Genomic DNA, 23,453 nt, shown 5'->3' on the forward strand with positions numbered 1-23,453 from the left:
CACTCGGCCCAGGCTTGCGGCTTTACCGCACAGACAAGCCGCCCATAACAATTACAAAAACACAAAACGAGGCCCTTCCATGCGAAATGCATTCGTCCGTCGCACATCCCGTCTGTTTTTTGGCTGCACGCTGATCGCCGCAGGCAGTCTTCCCGCACTCGCTCACGCTGCATGGCAACCTGACAAGAACGTCGAAATCGTCGTTGCCGGCGGCCCCGGTGGCGGTACCGACCAGCTCGGTCGCCTGATCCAGTCAATCATCACCACCCACAAACTGCTCGACGTCAACACCATCGTCCTCAACAAGGGCGGCGGCAATGGTGCCGAAGCCTTTCTCGACATGAAGATGAACAAAGGCGATGCCGAGAAGCTGGTGATCGGCACCAACAACATCTACCTGTTGCCGCTGGTGTCCAAGCTCGGCTACCAGTGGCAGGAACTGACGCCGATTGCCGCCGTGGCCGAGGATGACTTCATTCTCTGGAGCTACAAGGGTGCGCCATGGAAAGACGCCAGGGGTTTCTATGAAGCGGCGAAGGCCGATCCCTCGAAACTGCGCATGGGTGGCAGCCAGTCCAAGGATGTCGACCAGACCCTGACCTTGCTGCTGAACCAGACCAACAACAGCAAACTGGTGTACATCCCGTTCAAGAGCGGCAGTGAAGCCGCGACGCAATTGGCCGGCAAACACATCGCCGCCAACGTCAACAACCCCAGCGAAAGCATCAGCCAATGGCGCGGCGATCAGGTCGAGCCGCTGTGCGTGTTCAGCCAGGAGCGCATGAGCTACACCGAAAAAGTCGCCGGCGATAAGTCCTGGGCCGACGTGCCCACCTGCCATGAACAGGGCCTGGGCATCGATCAATACCGCTTCCCGCGCACCGTGTTCATGCCCGGCGACATCAGCACCGAACAGCGCGCGTTCTACGTCGAGCTGATGCGCAAAGTCACCGAGACCCCGGAGTTCAAGGCCTACGTCAAGCAGAACGCACTGGTACCGACCTTCCTGGAAGGCGAACCGCTGACGGCCTACATCGAAAAAGACACCGCTCGCGTCACTCCGGTGTTCAAGGAAGCCGGCTGGCTGAAAAACTGAGTTGTTCATGGCCGTTCACCCGCGAACGGCCTTCACCTGCTGGAGGTGATTCATGTCCCATTCTTCGGATTCACCGGCGCTGATCGGCACCCGCTGGGTTGAACTCGGCCTGACACTGTTCACCACCCTGATTGGCGTGGTGGTGATGTTCGGCAGCATCGAACAAGGTATCGGCTGGGGTGATGCCGGCCCCGAGCCGGGATACTTCCCCTTCTATATCGGCCTGCTGTTGAGTGCCGCAAGCGTGGCCAATGGCGTATTGACCCTGGTGCGCTGGCAAGCCCTGAGTGTTGCCTTTGTCAGTCGCAGTGCGTTCAGGCAAGTGCTGTCGGTGTTCGTGCCGATTGCGTTGTTCGTCGGTGCGATGCCAATCACTGGCATTTACCTCGCCTCGGCGGTGTTCATCGCCTGGTTCATGTGGCGTGACACCACCCGCGCCAAGCCCTATGGCAAATGGATGATCGCTGGCGTGTCCCTCGGCGCGGTACTCGCCAGTTACCTGATTTTTGCGCTGTGGTTCAAGGTCCCGCTGGATGCCGGCCCGATGGGCGACTGGATTGCCCTGGCCGGGAGAAACTTCAAATGAGCGAATTCGATTCCCTGCTGCAAGGCATGAACCTGATCCTGACCCCGGGCCACATCGGCCTGATGGTGGTCGGCGTGCTGCTGGGCATTCTGGTCGGCGTGTTGCCCGGCCTCGGCGCCCCCAATGGCGTGGCTCTGTTGCTGCCTCTGACGTTCACCATGTCGCCGGTGTCGGCGATCATTTTGCTGTCGTGCATGTATTGGGGTGCGCTGTTCGGTGGTTCGATCACTTCGATCCTGTTCAACATTCCCGGCGAGCCCTCATCGGTGGCGACGACGTTCGACGGCTACCCGATGGCCCGTGAAGGTCGCGCCGCCGAAGCCCTCACCGCCGCATTCAGTTCGGCACTGATCGGTGCCCTGGCCGGTGTCTTGTTGCTGACATTCCTGTCGACCCGGATTGCCGAGTTCGCCATGTCGTTCAGTTCCCCGGAGTTCTTCGCGGTGTACCTGTTGGCATTCTGCACCTTCATCGGTATGAGCAAGAACCCGCCGCTGAAAACCGTCGTGGCGATGATGATCGGTTTCGCCATGGCGGCGGTCGGCATGGACACCGTCTCCGGCAACCTGCGCCTGACCTTCGACCAGCCGGTCCTGATGACCGGTATCAGTTTCGAAGTGGCGGTGATCGGTTTGTTCGGTATCGGCGAAATCCTCTGCACGGTAGAAGAAGGCCTGGTGTTCCGTGGCGAACATGCGCGCATTACACCGATGGTGATTCTGCGCACCTGGGCCAAGTTGCCCCGCTACTGGTGGACCATTGTGCGCAGCACCCTGGTCGGTTGCTGGATGGGGATTACCCCTGGCGGTCCGACGGCGGCTTCATTCATGAGCTACAGCCTGGCACGGCGTTTCTCGAAGAAGCGCGAGAACTTCGGCAAGGGCGAACTCGAAGGCGTGATCGCCCCGGAAACCGCCGACCACGCCGCCGGCACCAGCGCCCTGTTGCCGATGCTGACCCTGGGCATTCCCGGTTCAGCCACGGCGGCGGTGATGCTCGGTGGCCTGATGATCTGGGGACTGCACCCCGGCCCGACGCTGTTCGTCGAACAGCATGATTTTGTCTGGGGCCTGATCGCCAGCATGTACCTGGGTAATGTAGTGAGCCTGATCGTGGTGTTGGCCACCGTGCCGTTGTTCGCCTCGATCCTGCGCATTCCGTTCTCGATCATCGCCCCGATCATCATCATGGTGTGCGCCATCGGTGCGTACTCGGTGCACAACTCGTTTTTCGACGTGGTGCTGATGCTTGGCTTCGGCGCGCTGGGGTATCTGTTCAAGAAGCTTGGCTACCCGATCGCCCCGCTGGTACTGGCCGCGGTGCTCGGCGACAAGGCCGAAGATGCATTCCGCCAGTCGATGCTGTTCTCTGACGGACAATTGGGGATTTTCTGGTCCAACCCGTTGGTGGGCAGCCTGACCACGGCGGCACTGCTGATGCTGTTCTGGCCATTGATTTCCAAGGCGCTGCAAACCCTGATGGGCCTGCGAAAATCCCCGGTCGCCAAGCCAAAATCGGTGCTTTGACACAGCAATGCTGGCAACGCCTGACATTTGTTGTCAGGCTTGCCGCACTCTTTTCTGCGAGCACGGCCCATGACCCGAATTCCTGTTGCCAATGTGATCCACAGTCGACTGCGTCTGCGCCAACTGCGGCTGATGCTGGCGTTGCAGGAATTCGGATCGTTGCGTCGTGCCGCCGACCACATCGGCATGACTCAGCCGGCAGCCACCAAGATGCTGCATGAGGCTGAGGACCTGCTCGGCGTTGAACTCTTCGAGCGTCTGCCCCGGGGCATGCGCTCAACCCCGTTCGGGGAAACCGTCATCTACTACGCACGCATGGTCTTCGCTGAACTCAGCGGCATGCGCGAGGAGTTGGTGGCGCTCGAATCCGGCAACCTTGGCCGGGTGGCGGTCGGTGCGATTCCGGCGCTGGCGTCGGGCCTTCTGACCCGCACCATCGCGACCTTGAAACAGAGCCATCCGCGGTTGTCCATGAGCATTCAGGTCGACACCAGCGACGTGCTGGTGCAGGCACTGTTGCAGGATCAACTGGACATCGTGCTGGGGCGGATTCCGGCCGGTGCCCGGGCCGAAGAATTACTGTTCGACAGCCTCGGCGAAGAAGCCTTGTGCGTGATTTGCGGCGCGCAAAACCCGCTGGCGCAAGAAAAGCAACTGAGTTGGGCCGAGTTACAGCATCAGACCTGGGTGCTGCAACAGCATCCCAGCCCGATGCGCGCGATCATCAATCAGGTGTTCCACAACGCACGGGTCGATATCCCCAGCAGCATCGTCGAAACCACCTCGATCATGACCTTGCTCTCATTGATCCAGCAGACCGACATGCTTGGCGTGACACCGGTGTCGGTGGTCGAGGATTATCCCGGCCGCGATTTGCTGGCCGTGTTGCCGATCAAGTTCGAAGCGCGATTGCCCCCCTACGGGCTGATCACACGGCGTCACCGCATCCAATCGTCGGCGATGCAGGCGTTCATGAATTCGGTGCGGGCCGAGCATGCGCATTCAATCCCTTTGTAGGAGCGAGCCTGCTCGCGATGGACGTCAACGATAACGCGTGCTGTCTGAATGATCGCATTGTCTGAAAGTCCATCGCGAGCAAGCTCGCTCCTACACACTCACACTGTTTTACGGAACACAAACACCAGACCGACGATGATCAACAGCATGCCCAGCATGCTCAACGTCGCCAAGCGATTACCGAAAAACAGGTAATCCATCACCGCCGTCACCGCCGGCACCAGGTAAAACAGGCTGGTGACATTCACCAGGTTGCCCCGGGCGATCAAGCGGTACAGCAGCAAGGTCGCCAACACTGACACCACCAGCCCCATCCACAACACCGGCACGATAAAACCGCTGTTGTGCTCGAAGTGAAAGGGCTGGAACGGCACGAAGATCCCGCACAGCAACAAACCAGCCAGGTACTGCACCGGCAGCGTGCCGAGGGGATTGTCGGTGATGCGCTTCTGCATGATCGAACCGAACGTCATGCTCGCCAGCGCCAGTAAACCGAAGAGCATCCCGGCCAACGACATGCCGGCCAGACCGATACCCTGGAAAACCACCATGATCAACCCGGCCAACCCAAGCGCCAAGCCAAACAGGCGGCTGGCTGATCGCTGACGCTCCATGATCACCACCGTGAGAATGGGTTGCACCCCCATGATGGTCGCCATCACACCGGGTGTGACTTTCAGGTCCAGGGCCAGCAGATAAAAAATCTGATAAGCCCCCAGCAACACGATCCCGGTCGACATCGCGTAGAGCATCGGCCTTCCACCCTTGGGCAACTTCAGCTTGAGCAATGGCATCAGCAACAACAGACCGCACAAGGCAATGACAAAGCGCACCAGCAGAAAGGCAAAGGGCGCCGCATGGGCCAGCCCCCATTTGGAGAAGATCGCCCCGCTGCTCCACAGCAGGACGAACAGGCTCGTGGAAGCCGCCGCGAGCGCGGACTTTTGAGTAAGGACAAACATGAGTACCACCTGTAGTCAGGCAATAAAAAGCCAACTCAGCCGAAGCTGAAATTCAGTAGTTGTGTTCAGGTGGGCGCGGGGGAACAGCAAAAAAGCTGATCAGCCCGAAACGCCAACGCCCGGCGGTGATACGACTGCGCACACCGGCGTGCTACTGACAGGTGGTGGGTAATGACTGATCTGCACAGGCTGCTGATTCCCGCACGGCACGACGCCAGCGTTGACCGCTGAATCGACTACCGCGTTGATGAGGGATGCAGGCATGGGCTGATCTTTTGTAGAGGGGTTGATAGTGAATAAGGGAGTTCACTGTGCGCCGACTATAACCAGCGCTCGACATGGATTGCAATAAGTGAACGGCCACCTGTAGGAGCGAGCTTGCTCGCGATGGTCTCAAGGGCTCCGCGTCCATCCAGAATGCACGCGTTTTCGTTAATCTCCATCGCGAGCAAGCTCGCTCCTACAGGGGCGTTAACCGAATAGCCAATAACCCAACAAGATCAGCACGACTACCGCCAGCACCGGGCGCAGTACTCGATAGGTCTTAGGGTTGCGCCGCTTCCACTGCTTGACCGCGCCACTGACTTTGTCACTGGAGTTCTTGCTCCACGCGTAAGCCTGATTGATCCCGCCCACACGCTCGTCATCCAGGTTTTGCGGCGCGGTCGCACGGCCCAGAAATGCACTGATCGAGCGGTTGATGCGGGTCATGAAGCGGTTGCTCAGCGGTCGTTCGATGTCGCAAAACAGAATGACGCGCGTCTTGTCGGTTTCGTTCTTGACCCAATGCACATAGGTCTCATCGAACATCACGTCTTCACCATCGCGCCAGGCATACACCTGACCGTCGACAAAGATGCGGCAATCGTCTGAGTTGGGGGTCGACAGGCCAAGGTGATAACGCAGGGAACCGGCGAACGGATCGCGGTGCGGGTTGAGATGACTGCCGCCCGGCAGCAGGGCGAACATGGCGCCTTTGACGTTGGGAATGCCGCTGACCAATGCCACGGTTTTGGGGCACAAGCGTTCGGCTGACGGCAGCGGTTTGTCGTACCACTTGAGGTAGAAGCGCTTCCAGCCCTTCTTGAAAAACGAGCCGAAACCGGCGTCGTTGTTCTTTTCGGCGGCGCGGATATACCCCTCGTCGAACAGATGCATCGCTTCGTCGCGAATGACTTCCCAGTTGTCCTTGAGCACGTCCAGTTCAGGGAATTTGCTGCGGTCCGGATAGGGTTTGGAAGGCACGCGGGAGAACAGGTACATCAATGCGTTATAGGGCGCGAACAACGCAGAATGGTTGACGAATTGACGCAAGACCGGCAACCGCACCTTGCCGCGCAAATGCACATAAAGCGTACTGCCGAAGAACAGCAGCAACACTGATGCCTTCGCGGCAAAGGAAAGGGTCATCAACAACTCCTTGATGGTTGACACTTTGCACAACGCCATTTACCCGACGTTGCAGCCGGCATGATAAACACTACCCACTTCGGGAATAACCCGCCTCTTCCAACATTCAGTGTTAAGGATTGTGCAATAAACCCTTCTTGACACAGGGCGGCTGAACATCCGCTGAACTGCATCACGCTATTTGTTCAGAGACCGCTGCGCGGTCCATCGCGGGTAATCCTTGCCCGCGATGACGTCTGAATGGGTGCCGCGTATCCCAAGCGTTACTGCTGGTTCTCCTGCTCGGTAAACAAATCGCTGAACAGCATGCTCGACAAGTAACGCTCTCCAGAATCCGGCAGAACCACTACGATGGTCTTGCCCTGCATTTCCGGGGTCTCGGCCAATCGAACCGCCACCGCCATTGCCGCGCCGCAGGAAATACCGCACAGAATCCCTTCTTCCTGCATCAAACGCAGGGCCATAGCCTTCGATTCCTCATCGCTGACCAATTCCACCCGGTCGACCATCGACAGGTCCAGGTTCTTCGGCACAAAACCGGCACCGATACCCTGGATCTTGTGCGGGCTGGGCTTGATCTCTTCACCGGCCAAGGCCTGGGTGAGCACCGGCGAAACGGCGGGCTCCACCGCCACCGAGATGATCGGTTTTCCCTGGGTATTCTTGATATACCGCGAAACGCCGGTGATGGTTCCGCCCGTTCCGACGCCTGACACCAGCACATCAACGGCACCGTCGGTGTCGTTCCAGATCTCGGGCCCGGTGGTTTTTTCGTGGATGGCAGGGTTGGCCGGGTTATCGAACTGAGCCGGCATGAAGTATTTGGACGGATCGCCGGCAACGATTTCACCCGCCTTTTCGATGGCGCCCTTCATGCCCTTGGCCGGTTCAGTCAGCACCAATTCCGCACCCAGCGCCTTGAGCACCTTGCGTCGTTCGATGCTCATGGACGAAGGCATGGTCAGCATCAGTTTGTAACCCCGAGCGGCGGCCACGAAGGCCAGGCCGATTCCGGTATTACCGGAGGTCGGTTCGACGATGGTCATGCCAGGCTTGAGTTTTCCGGTGCTTTCGGCATCCCAGATCATGTTCGCGCCGATCCGGCACTTGACCGAATACCCGGGGTTGCGCCCTTCGATCTTGGCCAGGATGGTCACACCGCGCGGCGCGATTCGGTTGATCTGCACCAGCGGTGTATTGCCGATGGAATGGGCGTTGTCTGCGAAAATACGACTCATGGCTGGGTCCTTGATACAGCATTTATTAAGCGCATCAAGGTATGCCTGTTGCCCGCAGGCGTCCAGTCAGGTCGAACGTCCGGTTATCAGCGCAGTCAATGGCTTTAGATCGCCAGAGATTTGCCACCATGAAACGTCTATACAGCTGGCCCCTGTGGACACTCTGCGGCCTCGCTGTGCTGCTGATAACCCTGCACTTCGCCCTGCCCTGGCTGGTGCGCGACTACCTCAACGAAAAACTGTCGGACATGGGCGACTACCGTGGCCAGGTTGCCGACGTGGACCTGGCCCTGTGGCGCGGTGCCTATAAAATCAACGGCCTGAAAATCGTCAAGGTCGACGGCAAGGTGCCAGTGCCGTTCGTTAATGCACCGTTGATCGACCTTTCCGTCAGCTGGCGTTCCCTCTGGCACGACCACGCCGTGGTGGCCGAGGTGCTGTTCATCAATCCCGAAGTGAATTTCGTCGACGGCGGCGCCAACAAAAAGAACTCCCAGACTGGTGAGGGTACCGACTGGCGTGCGCAATTGGGAAAACTGCTGCCGGTTACCTTGAACGAAGTACGGATCGATGACGGCAAAATCAGCTTTCGCAACTTCAATTCCAAACCACCTGTGAACATGAACGCCACCAAGGTCGATGCCAGCATCTACAACCTGACCAACGTGGTCGATACCAAAGGCAAGCGCGACGCCCGTTTCGAAGGCAAGGCACTGCTGCTGGGGCATGCACCGCTGGAAGCCACCGCGACGTTCGACCCGCTGAGCAATTTCGAAGACTTCGAGTTTCGATTGCGGGTCAGGGACATCGAGCTCAAACGCATGAACGACTTCGCTTCGGCCTACGGCAAGTTCGACTTCAATGCCGGCCATGGCGACGTGGTGATCGAAGCGAAAGCCCAGAAAGCCAAATTGACCGGTTACATCAAACCGCTGCTGAGGGACGTCGACGTATTCAATTGGCAGCAGGACGTGGAAAACAAGGACAAAGGGATTTTCCGCTCCATTTGGGAAGCCATCGTCGGTGGCTCCGAAACCGTGCTGAAAAACCAGGGCAAGAACCAGTTTGCCACCCGTGTCGAACTGAGGGGCAACGTACACCGGCAAGATATCAGCGCGTTCGAGGCTTTTTTACAGATTTTGCGTAATGGTTTCATTGAAGCATTCAATGCGCGCTATGAACGCCCCAAACCGGATGCCGGTTAACGTTTGCGGGTAACGGTATAGCGACCCGATTCTTCAGCGGCCCGTGGCACCCGGGATTGCTGTTGCAAGTAGTCCCAGCCCAGACAAGCCAGGGCCAATGAACGCGGCACCGTTTCCCGACCGCTGCTGTATCGGCTGATGCTGCGAGCACTGACCCCTAATGCCTCAGCGGCCTGATTGAGCGGTAATCCGGTGCGAGCGCGCCAGTCGATGAAAATCCGGGTGTTTTCGTCGGATGCGTTTTGCGCGAGTGCATCCAGATACAAGGTGTCGGCACCGATCTGGATATCCTGTTCAGGCCATTCGACACACCAGCCATCATCACCCAACGTGGCGCTCTGGAAAGCGCTCCCCTGCAAGGGTTGCAATCCTGGAAACATCTCCAGGTCACGGCTCAAATCGAGGGTCAGTCGTTGGCCGTCGATAAAGGTCAGCGCCAGGCGGTAATCCTCCAGCACCTGCACCGCCGACAGCCGTGGTCGCTTCATGGGTAACATCGTTTCCAATCCTCCAGCAATTGCGCCTGATGGTCCCTGACCCATTCCAGCGCTTCCTTGATAATCAGCGGCGGTGCCTTGCCCACCATGACCTCGACGGTTTCCAGGCTCAGCATGACATCTACTCCGCCGCCGGTCAGATGGACATGGGGTGGCGGATGGTCCTTTTCACGCAACTGAATGCGATACGTATCCCGAAATCGGTATTTAGTAGACATGTTTTGCAAGCTATCGCCAAAATGGCGATAGCTCAATACTGGCCAACCGCCGAGACCGAGTCAAGATGTGACGCCCCATTCAGAGACTGAATAAGCCGTCTGCGTTCACAGTCGACCGGGCACCGCGTTATAGTCGGGGCTGACCATTTATTGCGCCCCGCCCTGCCTCGTTCAGGTCGGCGTTACCGTTCGAGGATTAGCAGATGAAGTTCGAAGGCACCCAGGCCTACGTCGCCACCGATGACCTGAAGCTGGCGGTCAACGCCGCCATCACCCTGGAGCGGCCGCTGCTGGTCAAGGGCGAACCGGGCACCGGCAAGACCATGCTCGCCGAGCAACTGGCCGAATCTTTTGGCGCCAAGTTGATCACCTGGCACATCAAGTCCACCACCAAGGCCCATCAAGGTCTGTACGAGTACGACGCCGTCAGCCGCTTGCGCGATTCGCAGCTGGGCACGGAAAAGGTCCACGACGTTCGTAATTACCTGAAAAAGGGCAAGCTCTGGGAGGCTTTCGAATCCGAAGAGCGGGTAATCCTGTTGATCGACGAAATCGACAAGGCCGACATCGAGTTCCCCAACGACCTGCTGCAAGAACTCGACAAGATGGAGTTCTACGTTTACGAGACCGACGAGACCATCAAGGCCAAGAAGCGTCCGATCATCATCATTACCTCCAACAACGAAAAAGAGCTGCCGGACGCCTTCCTGCGCCGTTGCTTCTTCCACTACATCGCGTTCCCCGATCGCGTCACGATGCAGCGGATCGTCGACGTGCACTACCCGGACATCAAGAAGGACCTGGTCAGCGAAGCGCTGGACGTGTTCTTCGACGTGCGCAAGGTGCCGGGCCTGAAGAAGAAGCCCTCGACTTCCGAACTGGTGGACTGGCTGAAACTACTGATGGCCGACAACATTGGCGAAGCGGTGCTGCGCGAACGCGATCCGACCAAGGCCATCCCGCCGTTGGCCGGCGCTTTGGTGAAGAACGAACAGGACGTGCAATTGCTTGAGCGTCTGGCATTCATGAGTCGTCGCGGCAGTCGCTAAGCAGAGGCCAACGCCATGTTGCTCAATCTGTTCAATGAAATGCGCGCCGCCAAGGTCCCGGTCTCGGTGCGCGAGCTGCTGGACCTGATCAACGCGCTGAAACAGCGCGTGACCTTCGCCGACATGGACGAGTTCTATTACTTGTCCCGGGCGATTCTGGTGAAGGACGAACGGCATTTCGACAAATTCGACCGCGCATTCGGTGCCTACTTCAATGGCCTGGAAAAGCTCGACGACCACTTGCAGGCACTGATTCCCGAAGACTGGCTGCGCAAGGAGTTCGAACGCTCCCTGACCGACGAAGAGCGGGCGGCGATCCAGTCCCTCGGCGGCCTGGACAAACTGATCGAAGAGTTCAAGAAACGCCTGGAAGAGCAGAAGGAACGCCATGCCGGTGGCAACAAATGGATCGGCACCGGTGGTACCAGCCCGTTCGGTTCCGGCGGTTTCAACCCGGAAGGCATTCGGGTTGGCGATGCCGGCAAGCGCCAGGGCAAGGCGGCCAAGGTCTGGGATCAGCGCGAGTACAAGAACCTCGATGATTCGGTGGAACTCGGCACGCGCAACATCAAGGTTGCCCTGCGCCGACTGCGTAAATTCGCCCGTCAAGGCGCCGCGGAAGAGCTGGACATTGACGGCACCATCGACCACACCGCTCGCGATGCAGGCCTACTGAACATTCAGATGCGCCCCGAGCGTCGCAACACGGTCAAGTTGCTGCTGCTTTTCGATATCGGCGGTTCGATGGACGCTCACGTAAAGATCTGCGAAGAGCTGTTCTCGGCCTGCAAGACCGAGTTCAAGCACCTGGAGTACTTCTACTTCCACAACTTCATTTATGAATCGGTGTGGAAGAACAACATGCGCCGGACCTCCGAGCGCACGTCGACCATGGACCTGCTGCACAAGTATGGCGCCGACTACAAAGTGATCTTCATCGGCGATGCCGCCATGGCGCCCTACGAAATCACCCAGCCCGGTGGCAGCGTCGAGCACTGGAACGAAGAAGCCGGTTATGTGTGGATGCAGCGGTTCAGGGAGAAGTACAAGAAGCTCATCTGGATCAACCCGTACCCGAAAGACACCTGGGGCTACACCTCGTCGACCAATATCGTTCGCGATCTGATCGAAGATCAGATGTATCCGTTGACGTTGCAGGGGTTGGAGGAAGGGATGCGGTTTCTTTCCAAGTAATCTCGTTGTCCTTTCGGGCGCCTTCGCGAGCAAGCTCGCTCCCACATTGGATCTTTGCCGTACATGAGACCCTGTGGGAGCGAGCCTGCTCGCGAAGCTTTTAACGGTTGCCGAATCGGCGCAGATACGCGACTTGTTCGCGATGCGCCACTTCCTGCACCACCGGCCGCAACCGTACCTGCGCCCCCGGCAGGCACTGCGCCAACCGAGCCAGTGCCAGCGGCGTCAACGCTCCCAACCGCGGATAACCGCCAATGGTCTGCCGATCATTGAGCAACACGATCGGCTGCCCGTCCGGTGGCACCTGGACCGCGCCCAGCGGGATGCCTTCGGAAATCATCGGTTTGCCCTGGTACTGCAACGCCGTACCCAACAGACGAATACCCATTCGGTCGGCGCGGCTGTCGAGGTTCCATACGCTATTGAACGCATCGAACAGGCTTTGCCCGCTGAACTCACCGATTTGTGCACCGAGCACCAGGTCCAAAGGTGAATCGAGGCTCAGGTCCGGTCTTTGTTCTGGCGACAACTCCCGCAGCAGCATCACCGAATTGCCCGAATAGCTCAAACACGCGCCTTTACTCAGCGCACGGCCCATGCCATCCAGACCGCCGAGTTCTTCACGGACCACCGTCGAACTGCTGCCCAATACCTTCGGCGCATCAAAGCCACCCGGCGCGGCCAGATAGGCGCGAGCGCCGAGCAATGGCTGGGTGAACTGCAAAACCTGACCTTTATGCAGCCTGAAGCTGCGCCACGGTGCCAGCGGCTCACCGTCCACCTGTGCGCCCAGATCCGCCCCGGCCAGCGCCAGAACGCAATCGTCTTGCGCCACCAAGGCAAACCCGCCGAGGGTGATTTCGATCACCGGTGCATCCAGCCCGTTACCCAGCAGCCAGTTGGCCCAGGACATCGAGCGCCAATCAAGCCCGCCACCTTGGGTCACACCCAAATGTCGCACGCCGAATCGCCCGGCATCCTGCAACAGACACAGCGGCGTACTCGCTTCAATCGTCAAACGGCTCATGCCAGGGCCTCCAGAGGCGTGTCGTCACCACCCAGGCTGATGAATTCGGCATGGCCGACCGCTTCAAAGCGCACAGTGTCACCCGGTTGCATCAAGCTATAGCCGTCACGGTTGCGGTCGAACAATTTGGCCGGGGTGCGACCGATCAGGTTCCAGCCGCCCGGCGATACCACCGGATAGGCCGCTGTCTGTCGTTCGGCGATGCCGACACTGCCGGCGGCAACTTTCTTGCGTGGCGTGTTCAAACGTGGGGCGGCGAGTACTTCCTCCACCAGCCCCATGAAGGCGAACCCCGGTGCGAAACCCAGGGCGAACACCTGATACTCGCGCTCGCTGTGACGGCGGATCACCTCCTCCACCGCCAGTCCGCTGCGTTGCGACAACAGCGTGAGCTCCGGACCGACGCTCAAGTCGTACCACACCGGCAACACATGGCAGGTGCCGCGGCTACGCGCGTTGGGCGACAGGTCGATCAAGGCTTCGGCGATCAATTCCCTGGCCTGGACCGGGCTCAACGCGGTCAGATCGTAATGCACCATCAAGGTCGTGTAGGACGGCACCAGATCGATCAGGTGTTCAGCGAACGCTGCCCGCAGGCTTTCGCTGGCCGCCAGCATCCACGGCATGTTGGCTTCGGCGATTTCATCAAACAGACGCACCATCAGGCAATCGAGCGCGACCACTTCCACCCGCAGCTTCATGGCGCACTCTGCGCATTCAACGCTTCACGAATGCGTCGTACGGCAGCGACCGAACTGGCGTTGTCGCCGTGCACGCAGAGGGTATTGGCCTGCAAATGCAGAGCGCTGCCGTCGCTGGCGGTGAGGTGGTCGCCACGGGCAATGATCAACGCCTGCTCGATGATTTTCTCCGGATCGTGATGCACCGCACCTGGCAAGCTCCGCGAAACCAGCCTGCCGGCGCTGTCATAGGCGCGGTCGGCAAAGGCCTCGAACCACAGGGTGACGCCGTACTCATCGCCCAACTGCTGCGCCGCACTGTTGTCGCGGGTGGCCATTAACATCAACGGCAAGCTGCGGTCATAAGCGGCCACGGCCTGCAGCACCGCACGCAGTTGTGCAGGGTTGGCCATCATGTCGTTGTACATCGCGCCGTGGGGTTTGACGTAGCTGACCCGGCCGCCCTGCGCCCGGCAGATGCCGTCAAGGGCGCCGATCTGGTAATGCAGAATGTCCTGAAGTTCCTGGGTGGCATAGGCCATGGAACGGCGGCCGAACCCCACCAGGTCCTGATAAGCCGGATGGGCGCCAATCTGCACACCGTGGCTGAGGGCCAGGCTGACGGTCTTGCGCATGATGCTCGGGTCGCCGGCATGGAAACCGCAGGCGATGTTGGCGCAATCGATGAAGGGCATGACTTCCGCGTCCAGACCCATGGTCCAGTTACCGAAACTCTCGCCGATGTCACAGTTCAATAGCAGGCGGCTCACGATGAACACTCCTGTAGGCTTTATTCTTTTTAGCTGCAGGACCTATCCGCAAGACAGGTCCGCAGGTTATCCGTTACTGAGCGTCGAGTTGCTTGCCACGGGTTTCCGGCAGGCTCAGGGCCGCGAGGATCACCACGCCGTAGGACACTGCCGCAAAGGCACCGATGCCCACGCTCAGCGGCACGGTCTGGCTGAGCAGACCGATCAGCAGCGGGAACAACGCCGCCAGCGCACGACCGATGTTGTAGCAGAAACCCTGGCCCGAACCGCGGATGCGGGTAGGAAACAGTTCCGTCAGGAACGAACCCATGCCGCTGAAAATCCCCGAAGCGAAGAAGCCCAGCGGAAAGCCCAGCCACAACATCACGCCGTTGCTGACCGGCAATTGGGTGTACAGCAAGACGATGGTGAATGAGCCGACGGCGAACAGGATGAAGTTCTTTTTGCGCCCGAGGATGTCAGTCAGATAGGCGCTGATGACGTAACCGACGTAGGAGCCGACAATCACCATCGCCAGATAACCGCCGGTGCCGAGCACGCTCAAACCGCGTTCGTTCTTCAGAAAGGTCGGCAGCCAAGAGGTGATCGCGTAGTAACCGCCCAGGGCACCGGTGGTCAGCAACGAAGCACGGATCGTGGTGAACAGCATGCCCGGAGCGAAGATCTCATAGAACTTCGAGGGGTTGCTCGGGGCTTCCTTGGCTTTGGCTTCGCGATAGATTTCCGGGTCTTTGACCAGGCGACGGACGAAGATCACGAACACCGCCGGCACGATGCCGAGGATGAACAGTGCGCGCCAGGCGTCCTCCGGCGGCATGACCGAAAACAGCAACGCATACAGAATCGCCGTCAGGCCCCAGCCCAATGCCCAACCGGACTGGACCATGCCCACGGCCTTGCCGCGGTCCTTGGCCCGGATCACTTCACCGATCAGCACCGCACCGGCGGTCCACTCGCCACCGAAACCGAAGCCCATCAGGGTGCGCGCGATCAGCAGTTGCTCGTAGTTCTGGGCGAAACCGCAGAGAAAGGTGAAGAAGGCAAACCACAGCACCGTCAGTTGCAGCGTGCGGACGCGGCCGATGCGATCGGAGAGAATACCCGCCACCCAGCCACCGATGGCCGAAGCGATCAGGGTGCTGGTGTGAATCAGCCCGGCCTGCCCGGTGGTAATGCCCCACATGGCAATCAGCGTCGGCACCACAAAGCTGAGCATCTGGGTGTCCATGCCGTCCAGGCCATAGCCGATCTTGCAGCTCCAGAAGGTGCGGCGTTCCTGCTGATTGATGTTGCGATACCAGTCGAAAGGTCCCGGGCGAGCGGTGGTTTTCGGAATGGCGGTGGTGTCGGGCGCACTCATGGCAAATCTCCGCGCTGATTTTATTGGTATTGTTCTGAGCCCCGACGACGCCTATCGTGGGAACCGGATGGCCTGATTCTTGGGTGCGTCACCCTGCCGCGTCCAACTAATAAAAACCCGCCTTAGGCATAAGAAATCTTTATCCCATGAACCTGAAGTTTCTCGAGACCTTTGTCTGGGTCGCCCGACTCAAGAGTTTCCGCCTCACCGCCGACAAGCTCTTCACCACCCAGGCGTCGATTTCCAGCCGGATCGCCGTGCTTGAAGGCGAGCTCGGGGTGAAGCTGTTCCTGCGTGATTCGCGGGGGGTGAGCCTGACACCCGAGGGTCTGAAAGTGCTCGATTACGCTGAGCAGATGATGGACACCATGCAAGCGCTCAAGCACTCGATCGAAACCCGTTCGAGCAAGGCCGGACGTGTACGCATCGGCGTGATGGACACCGTGATCCACACCTGGCTCAGTCCGTTGGTCGCGCAGATGACCGATCACTACCCCTTGGTGGAAATCGAATTGGTGGCCGATACGTCGCTCAACCTCTGCGATCAGCTGCAAAAAGGCTTCCTTGATGTCATTCTTCAAACCGATCTGTTGCGCCAGGAAAGCGTGCGCAGCCTGGAGCTGGCCAGCCATCCCATGGGCTGGATCGTCGCCAGCAACTCGCTGTACAACCGTGAGTATTCAGGCGTCGCCGATCTGGCCAATGAGCGGATCATTACTTACTCGAAAAATTCTCATCCGCATCAGGAAGTACTCGCCCTGATGCAGGCCAACGGCGTGATTGCGCCAAGGCTCAACTGCGTGAACTCGGTGTCGGCGATTACCCGGCTGCTGCGCGATGGTTTCGGCATCGGCGCCTTGCCACCGGTGCTGGTGGCCGAGGAACTGGCGCGTGGGGAACTGACCTTGCTGGACATCGAGCAGCGCCCGCCGAACCTGCAGGTGGTGGTGTCGTGGCGAGTGGGTGCGGAATGGGTCGAGGAGATTGTGGCGTTGTGTCAGCAAGTGCTGGAGGGGTATGCGCGCAGGGTGGGTGATAAATACATCATTCTGGCTGATTGATCATACGCTGTAGTGAAGTTGAGGACTGTGGCGAGGGAGTTTGTCGGATCGCCGCACCGTCCCGCTCGGCTGCGCAGCAGTCGTAAATCCATTGAACGCGGTGTAACTGAAGCTCCGAGCTGGCTGGGTTTGGGGCCGCTGCGCGACCCAGCGGGAGCAAGCTCCCTCGCCACAGAGGGGTACTCAGAGCCCCCGAAAATCCCGCTCTTCGATCGGCCGGCTCTGGCGCAGGCGCTTGCCGCCCAGCACCACCCAGTCGATCAAGCGGAAGAGGCATTCGATCCCGAACGACAGCAGCAACGCACCGCTCATGCCCCAGATCATCGCTTCCGGCGTCAACAGGATCTGGTAGCTGTAGCCATTCCAGGTTTCCTTGCGAATATCCGGATCAGCCGCCAGCACCACTTGCAGCAAGCGGATGTACCACGGCCCCTGCATCGCCTGGAACTGCTTGTCCAGGGCCTGCTGACGGGTCAGCAGGTTGTTCAGGCTTTCGGCGTCGCTGCGGAAGATCGGGTCTTCGCTGGCACGATAATGAGCCACCAGTGCCTGCATATCGCCCTTGAAGAACTGATTGGCGGTGCCCTGGAACCCGCTCAGACCGGTCTGCGCTTCAATCAGATGCGCTTCGACCCGCTTGGCGTAATCGTTGATGAACCCTGGTACCTGGACACCGATCAACAGGCCCGCCGCGAACAACACCAGCCGTAGATAACTGAGCAACATGGGGAGCAGATCCTTATTCGGTCATGCCCTGGCTGACGCATTCACCGCGTCGCCACAGGCTCCATTGGCCCGGTTCGTAGCGGGTCCAGGTTTCGTTTTCGGTCAAGGGTTCGGTGGCGATCACCGTGACCACGTCGTTGGGCGTGGTTTCGGCCTGAAAGTCGACGATCACATCGACATCCTTCAAGCGCGCCGGGCCAAACGGGGCACGACGGGTGATCTGCGCCAGTTTGGTCGAGCAGTAGCAGAACAGCCAGTCGCCATCGCTGAGCAAGCAGTTGAACACGCCTTTACTGCGGTACTCGGCGCAAGCGGCCACCAGGTCCGGCAACAGTTCTTCGACCTCGACCGGCTCGGGGAATGCTGCTCTTACACGGTTGAGCAAATCGCAGAACGCGGCTTCGCTGTCGGTATCGCCCACGGGACGGTAGAAGCTGGCAGTCGGCTGGAAGTCTGCCAACTGGCCGTTATGGGCGAAACACCAGTTGCGGCCCCACAACTCGCGCACGAACGGATGGGTGTTGGACAAACAGACCTTGCCGACGTTGGCCTGGCGGATGTGCCCGATCACCACTTCGCTCTTGATGGGATAGCGCTGTACCAGGTTTGCGACTTCCGACTCACTGCTTGCTGCCGGATCCTGGAACAATCGCAATCCGCGGCCTTCATAGAAAGCGATGCCCCAACCGTCACGGTGCGGACCGGTGCGCCCGCCGCGCTGCATCAGCCCGGTGAAGCTGAACACAATATCGGTCGGGACATTGGCGCTCATGCCCAATAACTCACACATGCTCGGACTCTCGCTTCAAACCTGGGGCAACGTTACAGACGGGGTTCGACCCGCATACGCTGGGGATTGCTTGGCACAGGCGGGCGACCGTAGCGATCATCGCCGGCACCGCCGAACGGGTGTTCTTCTTCCGGTTCGTCGGCACGGGCTGCGGCTTTGGCGGCAGCGGCCTGTTCCTTGCGCGCATTGGCGGCGCGTTCGATGGGGAAGCGGATGGCCACGAACACCAGGTAAATGCCGAAAGCGATCATGCCGTACATGAACAGATCGGAAATGGCCCGCCATGCGTTATTGCCGACCTTGAACAACAGGTCCAGGGCGGTAATGGCGATGGCCGGGGCGACCTTTTCCTTCACCGGGTCGATGATGGTCGGGCTGAACAGCAGCACCGCCATCAGCAACCGCAGCGGTTCACGCAGCCAACGCCACATCCAGCGGGTGATGCGCATCCACACCAACAGGCAGCCCAAAGCGGCAAAGGCGTAGAGGCCCCAAGCGATCAGATAGTCGTTCTCGGTCATGGTGTCCATGGCAAGGCAGGCAAAGAGGCGCTTATGATAACGGCTTTTCGCACGTCAGGCTTGCCCCAAGCGCAATCCATGTGGGAGCGAGCCGGCTCGCGAAAGCGGTGGCTCAGTCAACATTGAGGTTGAATGTGATGACTCTTCGCGAGCAGGCTCGCTCCCACAGGTTTCCAGGCCCACTTTTACGTACATTGATCGAGAGTCCTTCATGCCCCTATCCGCCAACGTTTCCGACGCCCCGATCGCCCGCAAGGCCGAGGGTGATGACCCGTATGCCTGGCTGCAGGAGCGCGACACCGATGCGGTGCTCGACTACCTGAAGGCTGAAAACCGCTATCAGGAAGCACAAACCGCCGACCAGGCCGGGCTACGTGAGACCCTGTTCGAGGAGATCAAGGGCCGGATTCTCGAAACCGACCTGTCCCTGCCCTCACCGTGGGGACCGTATTTGTATTACACGCGCACCACGGCGGGTGACGAATACGCCCGGCATTACCGCTGCCCGCGTCCGGCCGACGACAGCCTGAAACTCGATGAAAGCCAGGAACAACTGCTGCTGGACCCGAACGCACTGGCCAACGGCGGCTTCTTTTCCCTCGGCGCGTTCAGCATCAGCCCGGACCACCAACGCCTGGCCTACAGCATCGACTCCACGGGTGACGAGATCTTCACCCTGTTCGTGAAGGAACTGTCCGACGGACGCGTCAGCGAACTGGAATTCCAGGACTGCGACGGCAGCATGACCTGGGCCAATGACAGCCTGACCCTGTTTTTCGGCGAGCTGGACGACACCCATCGCCCGCACAAGCTGTTCCGCTATCGCCTGGACGGCACGGCGGCCGAAGAAGTGTTCCATGAGCCGGACGGCCGCTTTTTCATGCATTGCTACCGTTCCAGTTCCGAGCAGCAACTGCTGTTGTCTGTCGGCAGCAAAACCACCAGTGAAGTCTGGGTACTCGATGCCAACCAGCCGCAGCATGCCTTTACCTGCATTGCGCCACGGGTCGAAGACCATGAATACGACGTCGACCACGGCGCGCTCTCCGGCCAATGGACCTGGTTCATACGCACCAATCGCGACGGCATCAACTTCGCCCTGTACACCGCAGTCGATACCGGCGTCGCGCCTGTCGAATCCGCCTGGCACAACCTGATCCCCCATAGCGACACAGTGATGATCGAAGGCATGAGCCTGAACGCTGGCGCCATGACCTTGAGCCTGCGTGAAGGTGGCTTGCCGATCATTGAAGTCTACCCACAGGACTTGCCGAGCTACCGGGTGCAACTGCCGGACGCAGCCTACAGCCTGCACGTGCAGAACAGCCTGGAGTTCATCAGCGAGCGAATCCGCCTGCGCTACGAAGCGTTGAACCGTCCGGCGCAGATCCGCCAGCTGGAACTGGTCAACGGCGAACAGAAAGTCCTCAAGGAAACGCCGGTACTCGGCCCGTTCGACGCCGATGCCTACGTCAGCCAGCGCCTGTGGGCGACAGCGCCCGACGGTACGAAAGTGCCGATCAGCCTTGTGGTCAAACGCGAAGCGCTCGGCAAGCCGACGCCCCTGTACCTGTACGGCTACGGCGCCTATGGGGAAAGCCTCGACCCGTGGTTCTCCCACGCACGCCTGAGCTTGCTCGATCGCGGCATGGCGTTTGCCATCGCTCACGTGCGCGGCGGTGGCGAGCTGGGTGAAGCCTGGTATCGCGCCGGCAAACAGGAACACAAGCACAACACCTTCAGTGACTTCATCGCCTGCGCCGAGCACCTGATTGCCAATGGCTTCACCACCGCGCCACAACTGGCGATCAGTGGTGGCAGTGCCGGCGGCCTGCTGATCGGTGCGGTACTCAACCAACGGCCAGAGCTGTTCGGCGCGGCAATTGCCGAAGTGCCGTTCGTCGATGTACTCAATACCATGCTGGACCCGGATCTGCCGTTGACCGTCACCGAATACGACGAGTGGGGCAACCCTGAAGAACCGGACGTCCATGATCGGATCAAGGCCTACGCCCCGTACGAAAACGTTACCGCGCAAGCCTATCCGGCGACCTTGGTGATCGCCGGCTACAACGACAGCCGCGTGCAGTACTGGGAAGCCGCCAAGTGGGTAGCCAAGTTGCGCGCGACCAAAACCGACACCAATCCCCTGCTGCTCAAGACCGAACTGGGCGCCGGACATGGCGGGATGAGCGGTCGGTATCAAGGATTGCGTGACGTAGCACTCGAATATGCATTTTTGTTCAAGGTTTTGGGGGTTGCCTGAGGAACTTGACGCGGTACTCCGGTCTTAATTCCGGACACCGGGTCCGATGCAACAATGATCCCCTGTGGGGGCGAGCCTGCTCGCGAAGGCAATGTTTCAGTCGACATATGTGTTGAATGTAATGGCCACTTCGCGAGCAGGCTCGCTCCCACAGAAGGGATTGCGGTGATTTCAATATCGAGCCCGTAACAGACACAACAATAAAGACCGCCCGACATGTCAGAACCGACTCATTTGAACAACGAAATCCGCGACTGGCTGATGGACTGCGGCCTGTTCAACCAGTTGCTGCCCGCCGACTTCGCCGCGGCCTCGGGTTATTTCAGTATCAGCTCCATTGCCCAGGGTGAAGAGATTTTCCACGAAGGCGATGCCGGCAGTTTCATGTGCATCATCCACACCGGTCAGGTGGCCGTGCAGAAGACCACCAGCGTCGGGCAACGGGTGACCATTGCTACGCTACGCAGTGGCCGCTCGTTCGGCGAAATGGCCGTACTCGATGGCGAACGCCGCTCGGCCAGTTGCGTGGCGGCGAGCCACTGTCAGTTGCTCAACCTGGGCAAGGATTCCCTGGAAAAGATGCTCAACGATGCGCCGAAAATCGCCGCCAAGATCATCCGTGCCCTCGCCGTTTCCCTGTCCAGGCGCCTGCGCATGGCCGACGGCCAACTGCTTGCACAGCAGGTCTAACCGCCGGGCGACTTGACCTTCGGCGGATTCTGCTCGATCCCTGGCACCGGCTGATCCTTGGTCGGCGGGCTGGGCATCTCGATAGGCACCAGCGGTGGACCGCCACTGCCGGGGCCGACCTTGGGCAAGGGCGCAGGGGTGATTTGCGGATACGGCGTGGGTGTCGCGGTGCCAGGTGAACCGGGCATCGGTGCGGGACTGACGGGCATGGTTTGCAGCGGTTGGGCCTGCACTGCAGTAATCGAGAGCGCGGCCAGGGCAATGACCGTTAGAATGGTGCGCTTCATCAATGGCTCCGTTGGCCTTGTTGTCATGTGCAGGCTACTCCCAACTGCGTCCGTTTGCCCTCCCCTCTGCCGCCATTTTCTCCCCAAGTGAGCCCCATGAAACGTTTCGTACTGCTCGACACCACCCCTATTCCCGAGAACGGCGGTGCCCTGTGCCTGTTCGAGTACGGCGAGGACTTCGTCATCAAGATCCAGGGTGGTGACGGCGGACAACTGATGAACACCCGTATGCACGGCTCCGAGGATGCCTTGGCCGAAATCCCTTGTCGCAAGGTCGCAGGGCGCCCGCATTCGCGGGTGCTGATCGGTGGCTTGGGCATGGGTTTCACCCTCGCCTCGGCGCTCAAGCATTTGGGCAAGACGGCTGAAGTGGTGGTCGCCGAACTGGTACCGGGCGTGGTGGAGTGGAATCGCGGACCGCTGGGCGAGAAAGCCGGGAACCCGTTGCTTGATCCACGCACCGTCATCCGCATGGAAGACGTGGCCAAAGTGCTGCAAGCCGAGCCGCAAGGTTTCGATGCGATCATGCTCGACGTCGACAACGGCCCCGAAGGCCTGACCCAGAAGGCCAACAGCTGGCTCTACTCCGCCGGCGGCCTGAGCGCCTGCGCCAAGGCCCTGCGGCCAAAAGGCGTGCTGGCGGTCTGGTCGGCCAGCGCAGACCGGCAGTTTTCCGACAAACTGAAAAAAGCCGGGTTCAAGGCCGAGGAAGTGCAGGTCTTCGCCCATGGCAACAAGGGCACCCGCCACACGATCTGGATTGCCGAGAAGCTCAAGGGCTGAGCTAAACTCTGTTCATAACCGTCATTAGTCTTTCTACAAAGGTGAACCCATGAGTTCGTCCACCCCAACCAATACGTCGAAGCTGGACCGCATCCTCGCCGACAACCAGCGCGACAAGGAAATGGGTTACCGCGACAAGGCCCTGAAGATGTACCCGCACGTGTGCGGCCGCTGCGCCCGTGAATTCTCCGGCAAGCGCCTGAGCGAGCTGACCGTGCATCACCGCGACCACAACCACGACAACAACCCGCAGGACGGTTCGAACTGGGAGCTGTTGTGCCTGTACTGCCACGATAACGAACACTCGCGCTATACCGACCAGCAGTATTTTGATGAAGGCTCGTTGAGCACGCCAAAGATCGCCAAGGCGACGCATAACCCGTTTGCGGCGCTGGCCGGATTGATGAAGAAAGACGAATAATCTTCAGCGCCTGGATTGACCCCTTCGCGAGCAGGCTCGCTCCCACATTTGATCCGTGTTGTACACAAAACCC

General features: G+C 59.7%; 26 protein-coding genes. 12 read left to right on the forward strand and 14 right to left on the reverse strand.

Going from position 1 to position 23,453, the window contains the following annotated elements; genetic code table 11:
- The first annotated feature begins 79 nt into the window (after positions 1–79).
- The 4 genes from ACW9HW_RS10720 (at position 80) to ACW9HW_RS10735 (ending at position 4,225) form a co-directional block, all read left to right on the forward strand.
- Complete coding sequence (locus ACW9HW_RS10720) at positions 80–1,096, forward strand: Bug family tripartite tricarboxylate transporter substrate binding protein (RefSeq protein ID WP_457399788.1); 1,017 nt, start codon at positions 80–82, stop codon at positions 1,094–1,096.
- Between the two features lie 52 nt (positions 1,097–1,148).
- Positions 1,149–1,682 (forward strand): tripartite tricarboxylate transporter TctB family protein, encoded by a 534-nt coding sequence (locus ACW9HW_RS10725; protein WP_457399790.1) that lies wholly within the window; start codon positions 1,149–1,151, stop codon positions 1,680–1,682.
- Positions 1,679–3,208: a tripartite tricarboxylate transporter permease gene (locus ACW9HW_RS10730; protein ID WP_095195524.1), complete on the forward strand. Its 1,530-nt coding sequence runs from the start codon at positions 1,679–1,681 to the stop codon at positions 3,206–3,208. Before ACW9HW_RS10725 ends, ACW9HW_RS10730 begins: the two co-directional genes overlap by 4 nt.
- A 69-nt stretch (positions 3,209–3,277) precedes the next feature.
- The gene (locus ACW9HW_RS10735; protein WP_095195523.1) at positions 3,278–4,225 is read left to right on the forward strand and encodes a LysR family transcriptional regulator; all 948 of its coding nucleotides are present in this window, start codon (positions 3,278–3,280) and stop codon (positions 4,223–4,225) included.
- Positions 4,226–4,323: 98 nt separating this feature from the next.
- Here the strand turns inward: ACW9HW_RS10735 and ACW9HW_RS10740 are convergent, their stop codons facing one another.
- The 4 genes from ACW9HW_RS10740 to cysK all read right to left on the reverse strand — a co-directional run bounded on the left by ACW9HW_RS10740 (position 4,324) and on the right by cysK (position 7,835).
- Positions 4,324–5,187 carry a DMT family transporter gene (locus ACW9HW_RS10740; protein ID WP_457399793.1) on the reverse strand — a complete coding sequence of 288 codons (864 nt, stop codon included), beginning with the start codon at positions 5,185–5,187 and terminating at the stop codon, positions 4,324–4,326.
- 99 nt (positions 5,188–5,286) lie between these two features.
- Positions 5,287–5,451 (reverse strand): hypothetical protein, encoded by a 165-nt coding sequence (locus ACW9HW_RS10745; RefSeq protein ID WP_457399794.1) that lies wholly within the window; start codon positions 5,449–5,451, stop codon positions 5,287–5,289.
- A gap of 207 nt (positions 5,452–5,658) precedes the next feature.
- Positions 5,659–6,597 carry an aspartyl/asparaginyl beta-hydroxylase domain-containing protein gene (locus ACW9HW_RS10750; protein ID WP_457399795.1) on the reverse strand — a complete coding sequence of 313 codons (939 nt, stop codon included), beginning with the start codon at positions 6,595–6,597 and terminating at the stop codon, positions 5,659–5,661.
- A gap of 263 nt (positions 6,598–6,860) precedes the next feature.
- A complete protein-coding gene (gene cysK, locus ACW9HW_RS10755) occupies positions 6,861–7,835 on the reverse strand; it encodes a cysteine synthase A (RefSeq protein WP_457399797.1) in 975 nt (324 codons plus the stop codon).
- A gap of 98 nt (positions 7,836–7,933) precedes the next feature.
- Here cysK and ACW9HW_RS10760 point away from each other — a divergent pair, with 98 nt between their 5' ends.
- Positions 7,934–9,040: a DUF748 domain-containing protein gene (locus ACW9HW_RS10760; RefSeq protein ID WP_457399799.1), complete on the forward strand. Its 1,107-nt coding sequence runs from the start codon at positions 7,934–7,936 to the stop codon at positions 9,038–9,040.
- Here ACW9HW_RS10760 and ACW9HW_RS10765 read toward each other — a convergent pair.
- Together ACW9HW_RS10765 and ACW9HW_RS10770 are read right to left on the reverse strand one after the other, a co-directional pair.
- A complete protein-coding gene (locus ACW9HW_RS10765; RefSeq protein WP_457399801.1) occupies positions 9,037–9,537 on the reverse strand; it encodes a DUF2442 domain-containing protein in 501 nt (166 codons plus the stop codon). The two genes, ACW9HW_RS10760 and ACW9HW_RS10765, sit on opposite strands and share 4 nt — an antisense overlap.
- Positions 9,525–9,755, reverse strand: a complete 231-nt coding sequence (locus ACW9HW_RS10770; protein WP_457399803.1) for a DUF4160 domain-containing protein — start codon at positions 9,753–9,755, stop codon at positions 9,525–9,527. Before ACW9HW_RS10770 ends, ACW9HW_RS10765 begins: the two co-directional genes overlap by 13 nt.
- Before the next feature lie 203 nt (positions 9,756–9,958).
- On the opposite strand from ACW9HW_RS10770, the gene ACW9HW_RS10775 reads away from it, so the two are divergent.
- Positions 9,959–10,804, forward strand: coding sequence for an AAA family ATPase (locus tag ACW9HW_RS10775; protein WP_095195518.1), 846 nt, complete (start codon positions 9,959–9,961; stop codon positions 10,802–10,804).
- Between the two features lie 15 nt (positions 10,805–10,819).
- Complete coding sequence (locus ACW9HW_RS10780; protein ID WP_457399804.1) at positions 10,820–11,998, forward strand: vWA domain-containing protein; 1,179 nt, start codon at positions 10,820–10,822, stop codon at positions 11,996–11,998.
- Positions 11,999–12,098: 100 nt separating this feature from the next.
- Here the strand turns inward: ACW9HW_RS10780 and ACW9HW_RS10785 are convergent, their stop codons facing one another.
- From ACW9HW_RS10785 to ACW9HW_RS10800, 4 genes are all read right to left on the reverse strand, one after another.
- Positions 12,099–13,025: a 5-oxoprolinase subunit C family protein gene (locus ACW9HW_RS10785; protein ID WP_095195516.1), complete on the reverse strand. Its 927-nt coding sequence runs from the start codon at positions 13,023–13,025 to the stop codon at positions 12,099–12,101.
- Positions 13,022–13,726 (reverse strand): 5-oxoprolinase subunit PxpB, encoded by a 705-nt coding sequence (gene pxpB / locus ACW9HW_RS10790; protein ID WP_457399806.1) that lies wholly within the window; start codon positions 13,724–13,726, stop codon positions 13,022–13,024. The genes ACW9HW_RS10785 and pxpB overlap by 4 nt, the downstream gene beginning before the upstream one ends.
- Positions 13,723–14,475, reverse strand: a complete 753-nt coding sequence (locus ACW9HW_RS10795; RefSeq protein ID WP_095195514.1) for a 5-oxoprolinase subunit PxpA — start codon at positions 14,473–14,475, stop codon at positions 13,723–13,725. The genes pxpB and ACW9HW_RS10795 overlap by 4 nt, the downstream gene beginning before the upstream one ends.
- 73 nt (positions 14,476–14,548) lie before the next feature.
- Positions 14,549–15,835, reverse strand: a complete 1,287-nt coding sequence (locus ACW9HW_RS10800; RefSeq protein ID WP_457399809.1) for an MFS transporter — start codon at positions 15,833–15,835, stop codon at positions 14,549–14,551.
- Between the two features lie 146 nt (positions 15,836–15,981).
- On the opposite strand from ACW9HW_RS10800, the gene ACW9HW_RS10805 reads away from it, so the two are divergent.
- Positions 15,982–16,896 carry a LysR family transcriptional regulator gene (locus ACW9HW_RS10805; RefSeq protein WP_137804599.1) on the forward strand — a complete coding sequence of 305 codons (915 nt, stop codon included), beginning with the start codon at positions 15,982–15,984 and terminating at the stop codon, positions 16,894–16,896.
- 183 nt (positions 16,897–17,079) lie between these two features.
- Here the strand turns inward: ACW9HW_RS10805 and ACW9HW_RS10810 are convergent, their stop codons facing one another.
- Genes ACW9HW_RS10810 through ACW9HW_RS10820 form a run of 3 tightly spaced genes read right to left on the reverse strand, consistent with a single transcriptional unit; the run spans position 17,080 to position 18,942 of the window.
- Positions 17,080–17,622, reverse strand: coding sequence for a DUF2937 family protein (locus tag ACW9HW_RS10810; RefSeq protein WP_137804600.1), 543 nt, complete (start codon positions 17,620–17,622; stop codon positions 17,080–17,082).
- A gap of 13 nt (positions 17,623–17,635) precedes the next feature.
- Entirely contained in the window at positions 17,636–18,412 is a 777-nt protein-coding gene (locus ACW9HW_RS10815; protein WP_095195510.1) for a class II glutamine amidotransferase, read from the reverse strand.
- A gap of 32 nt (positions 18,413–18,444) precedes the next feature.
- Entirely contained in the window at positions 18,445–18,942 is a 498-nt protein-coding gene (locus ACW9HW_RS10820) for an MFS transporter (protein WP_095195509.1), read from the reverse strand.
- Positions 18,943–19,144: 202 nt separating this feature from the next.
- Between ACW9HW_RS10820 and ACW9HW_RS10825 the strand changes: the two genes are divergently transcribed.
- Positions 19,145–21,199, forward strand: coding sequence for a S9 family peptidase (locus tag ACW9HW_RS10825; RefSeq protein ID WP_095195508.1), 2,055 nt, complete (start codon positions 19,145–19,147; stop codon positions 21,197–21,199).
- Between the two features lie 216 nt (positions 21,200–21,415).
- On the forward strand, positions 21,416–21,889 hold the full coding sequence (locus ACW9HW_RS10830; protein ID WP_457399813.1) for a cyclic nucleotide-binding domain-containing protein: 474 nt from the start codon (positions 21,416–21,418) through the stop codon (positions 21,887–21,889).
- Here ACW9HW_RS10830 and ACW9HW_RS10835 read toward each other — a convergent pair.
- Complete coding sequence (locus ACW9HW_RS10835) at positions 21,886–22,176, reverse strand: hypothetical protein (protein WP_457399815.1); 291 nt, start codon at positions 22,174–22,176, stop codon at positions 21,886–21,888. The genes ACW9HW_RS10830 and ACW9HW_RS10835 overlap by 4 nt on opposite strands.
- 96 nt (positions 22,177–22,272) lie before the next feature.
- Here ACW9HW_RS10835 and ACW9HW_RS10840 point away from each other — a divergent pair, with 96 nt between their 5' ends.
- A complete protein-coding gene (locus tag ACW9HW_RS10840) occupies positions 22,273–22,959 on the forward strand; it encodes a spermidine synthase (RefSeq protein WP_095195505.1) in 687 nt (228 codons plus the stop codon).
- 49 nt (positions 22,960–23,008) lie between these two features.
- On the forward strand, positions 23,009–23,380 hold the full coding sequence (locus tag ACW9HW_RS10845) for a YajD family HNH nuclease (RefSeq protein WP_084323260.1): 372 nt from the start codon (positions 23,009–23,011) through the stop codon (positions 23,378–23,380).
- The last annotated feature ends 73 nt before the right edge of the window (positions 23,381–23,453 follow it).

It is taken from the genome of Pseudomonas sp. SDO5532_S415 (genome assembly GCF_054071155.1).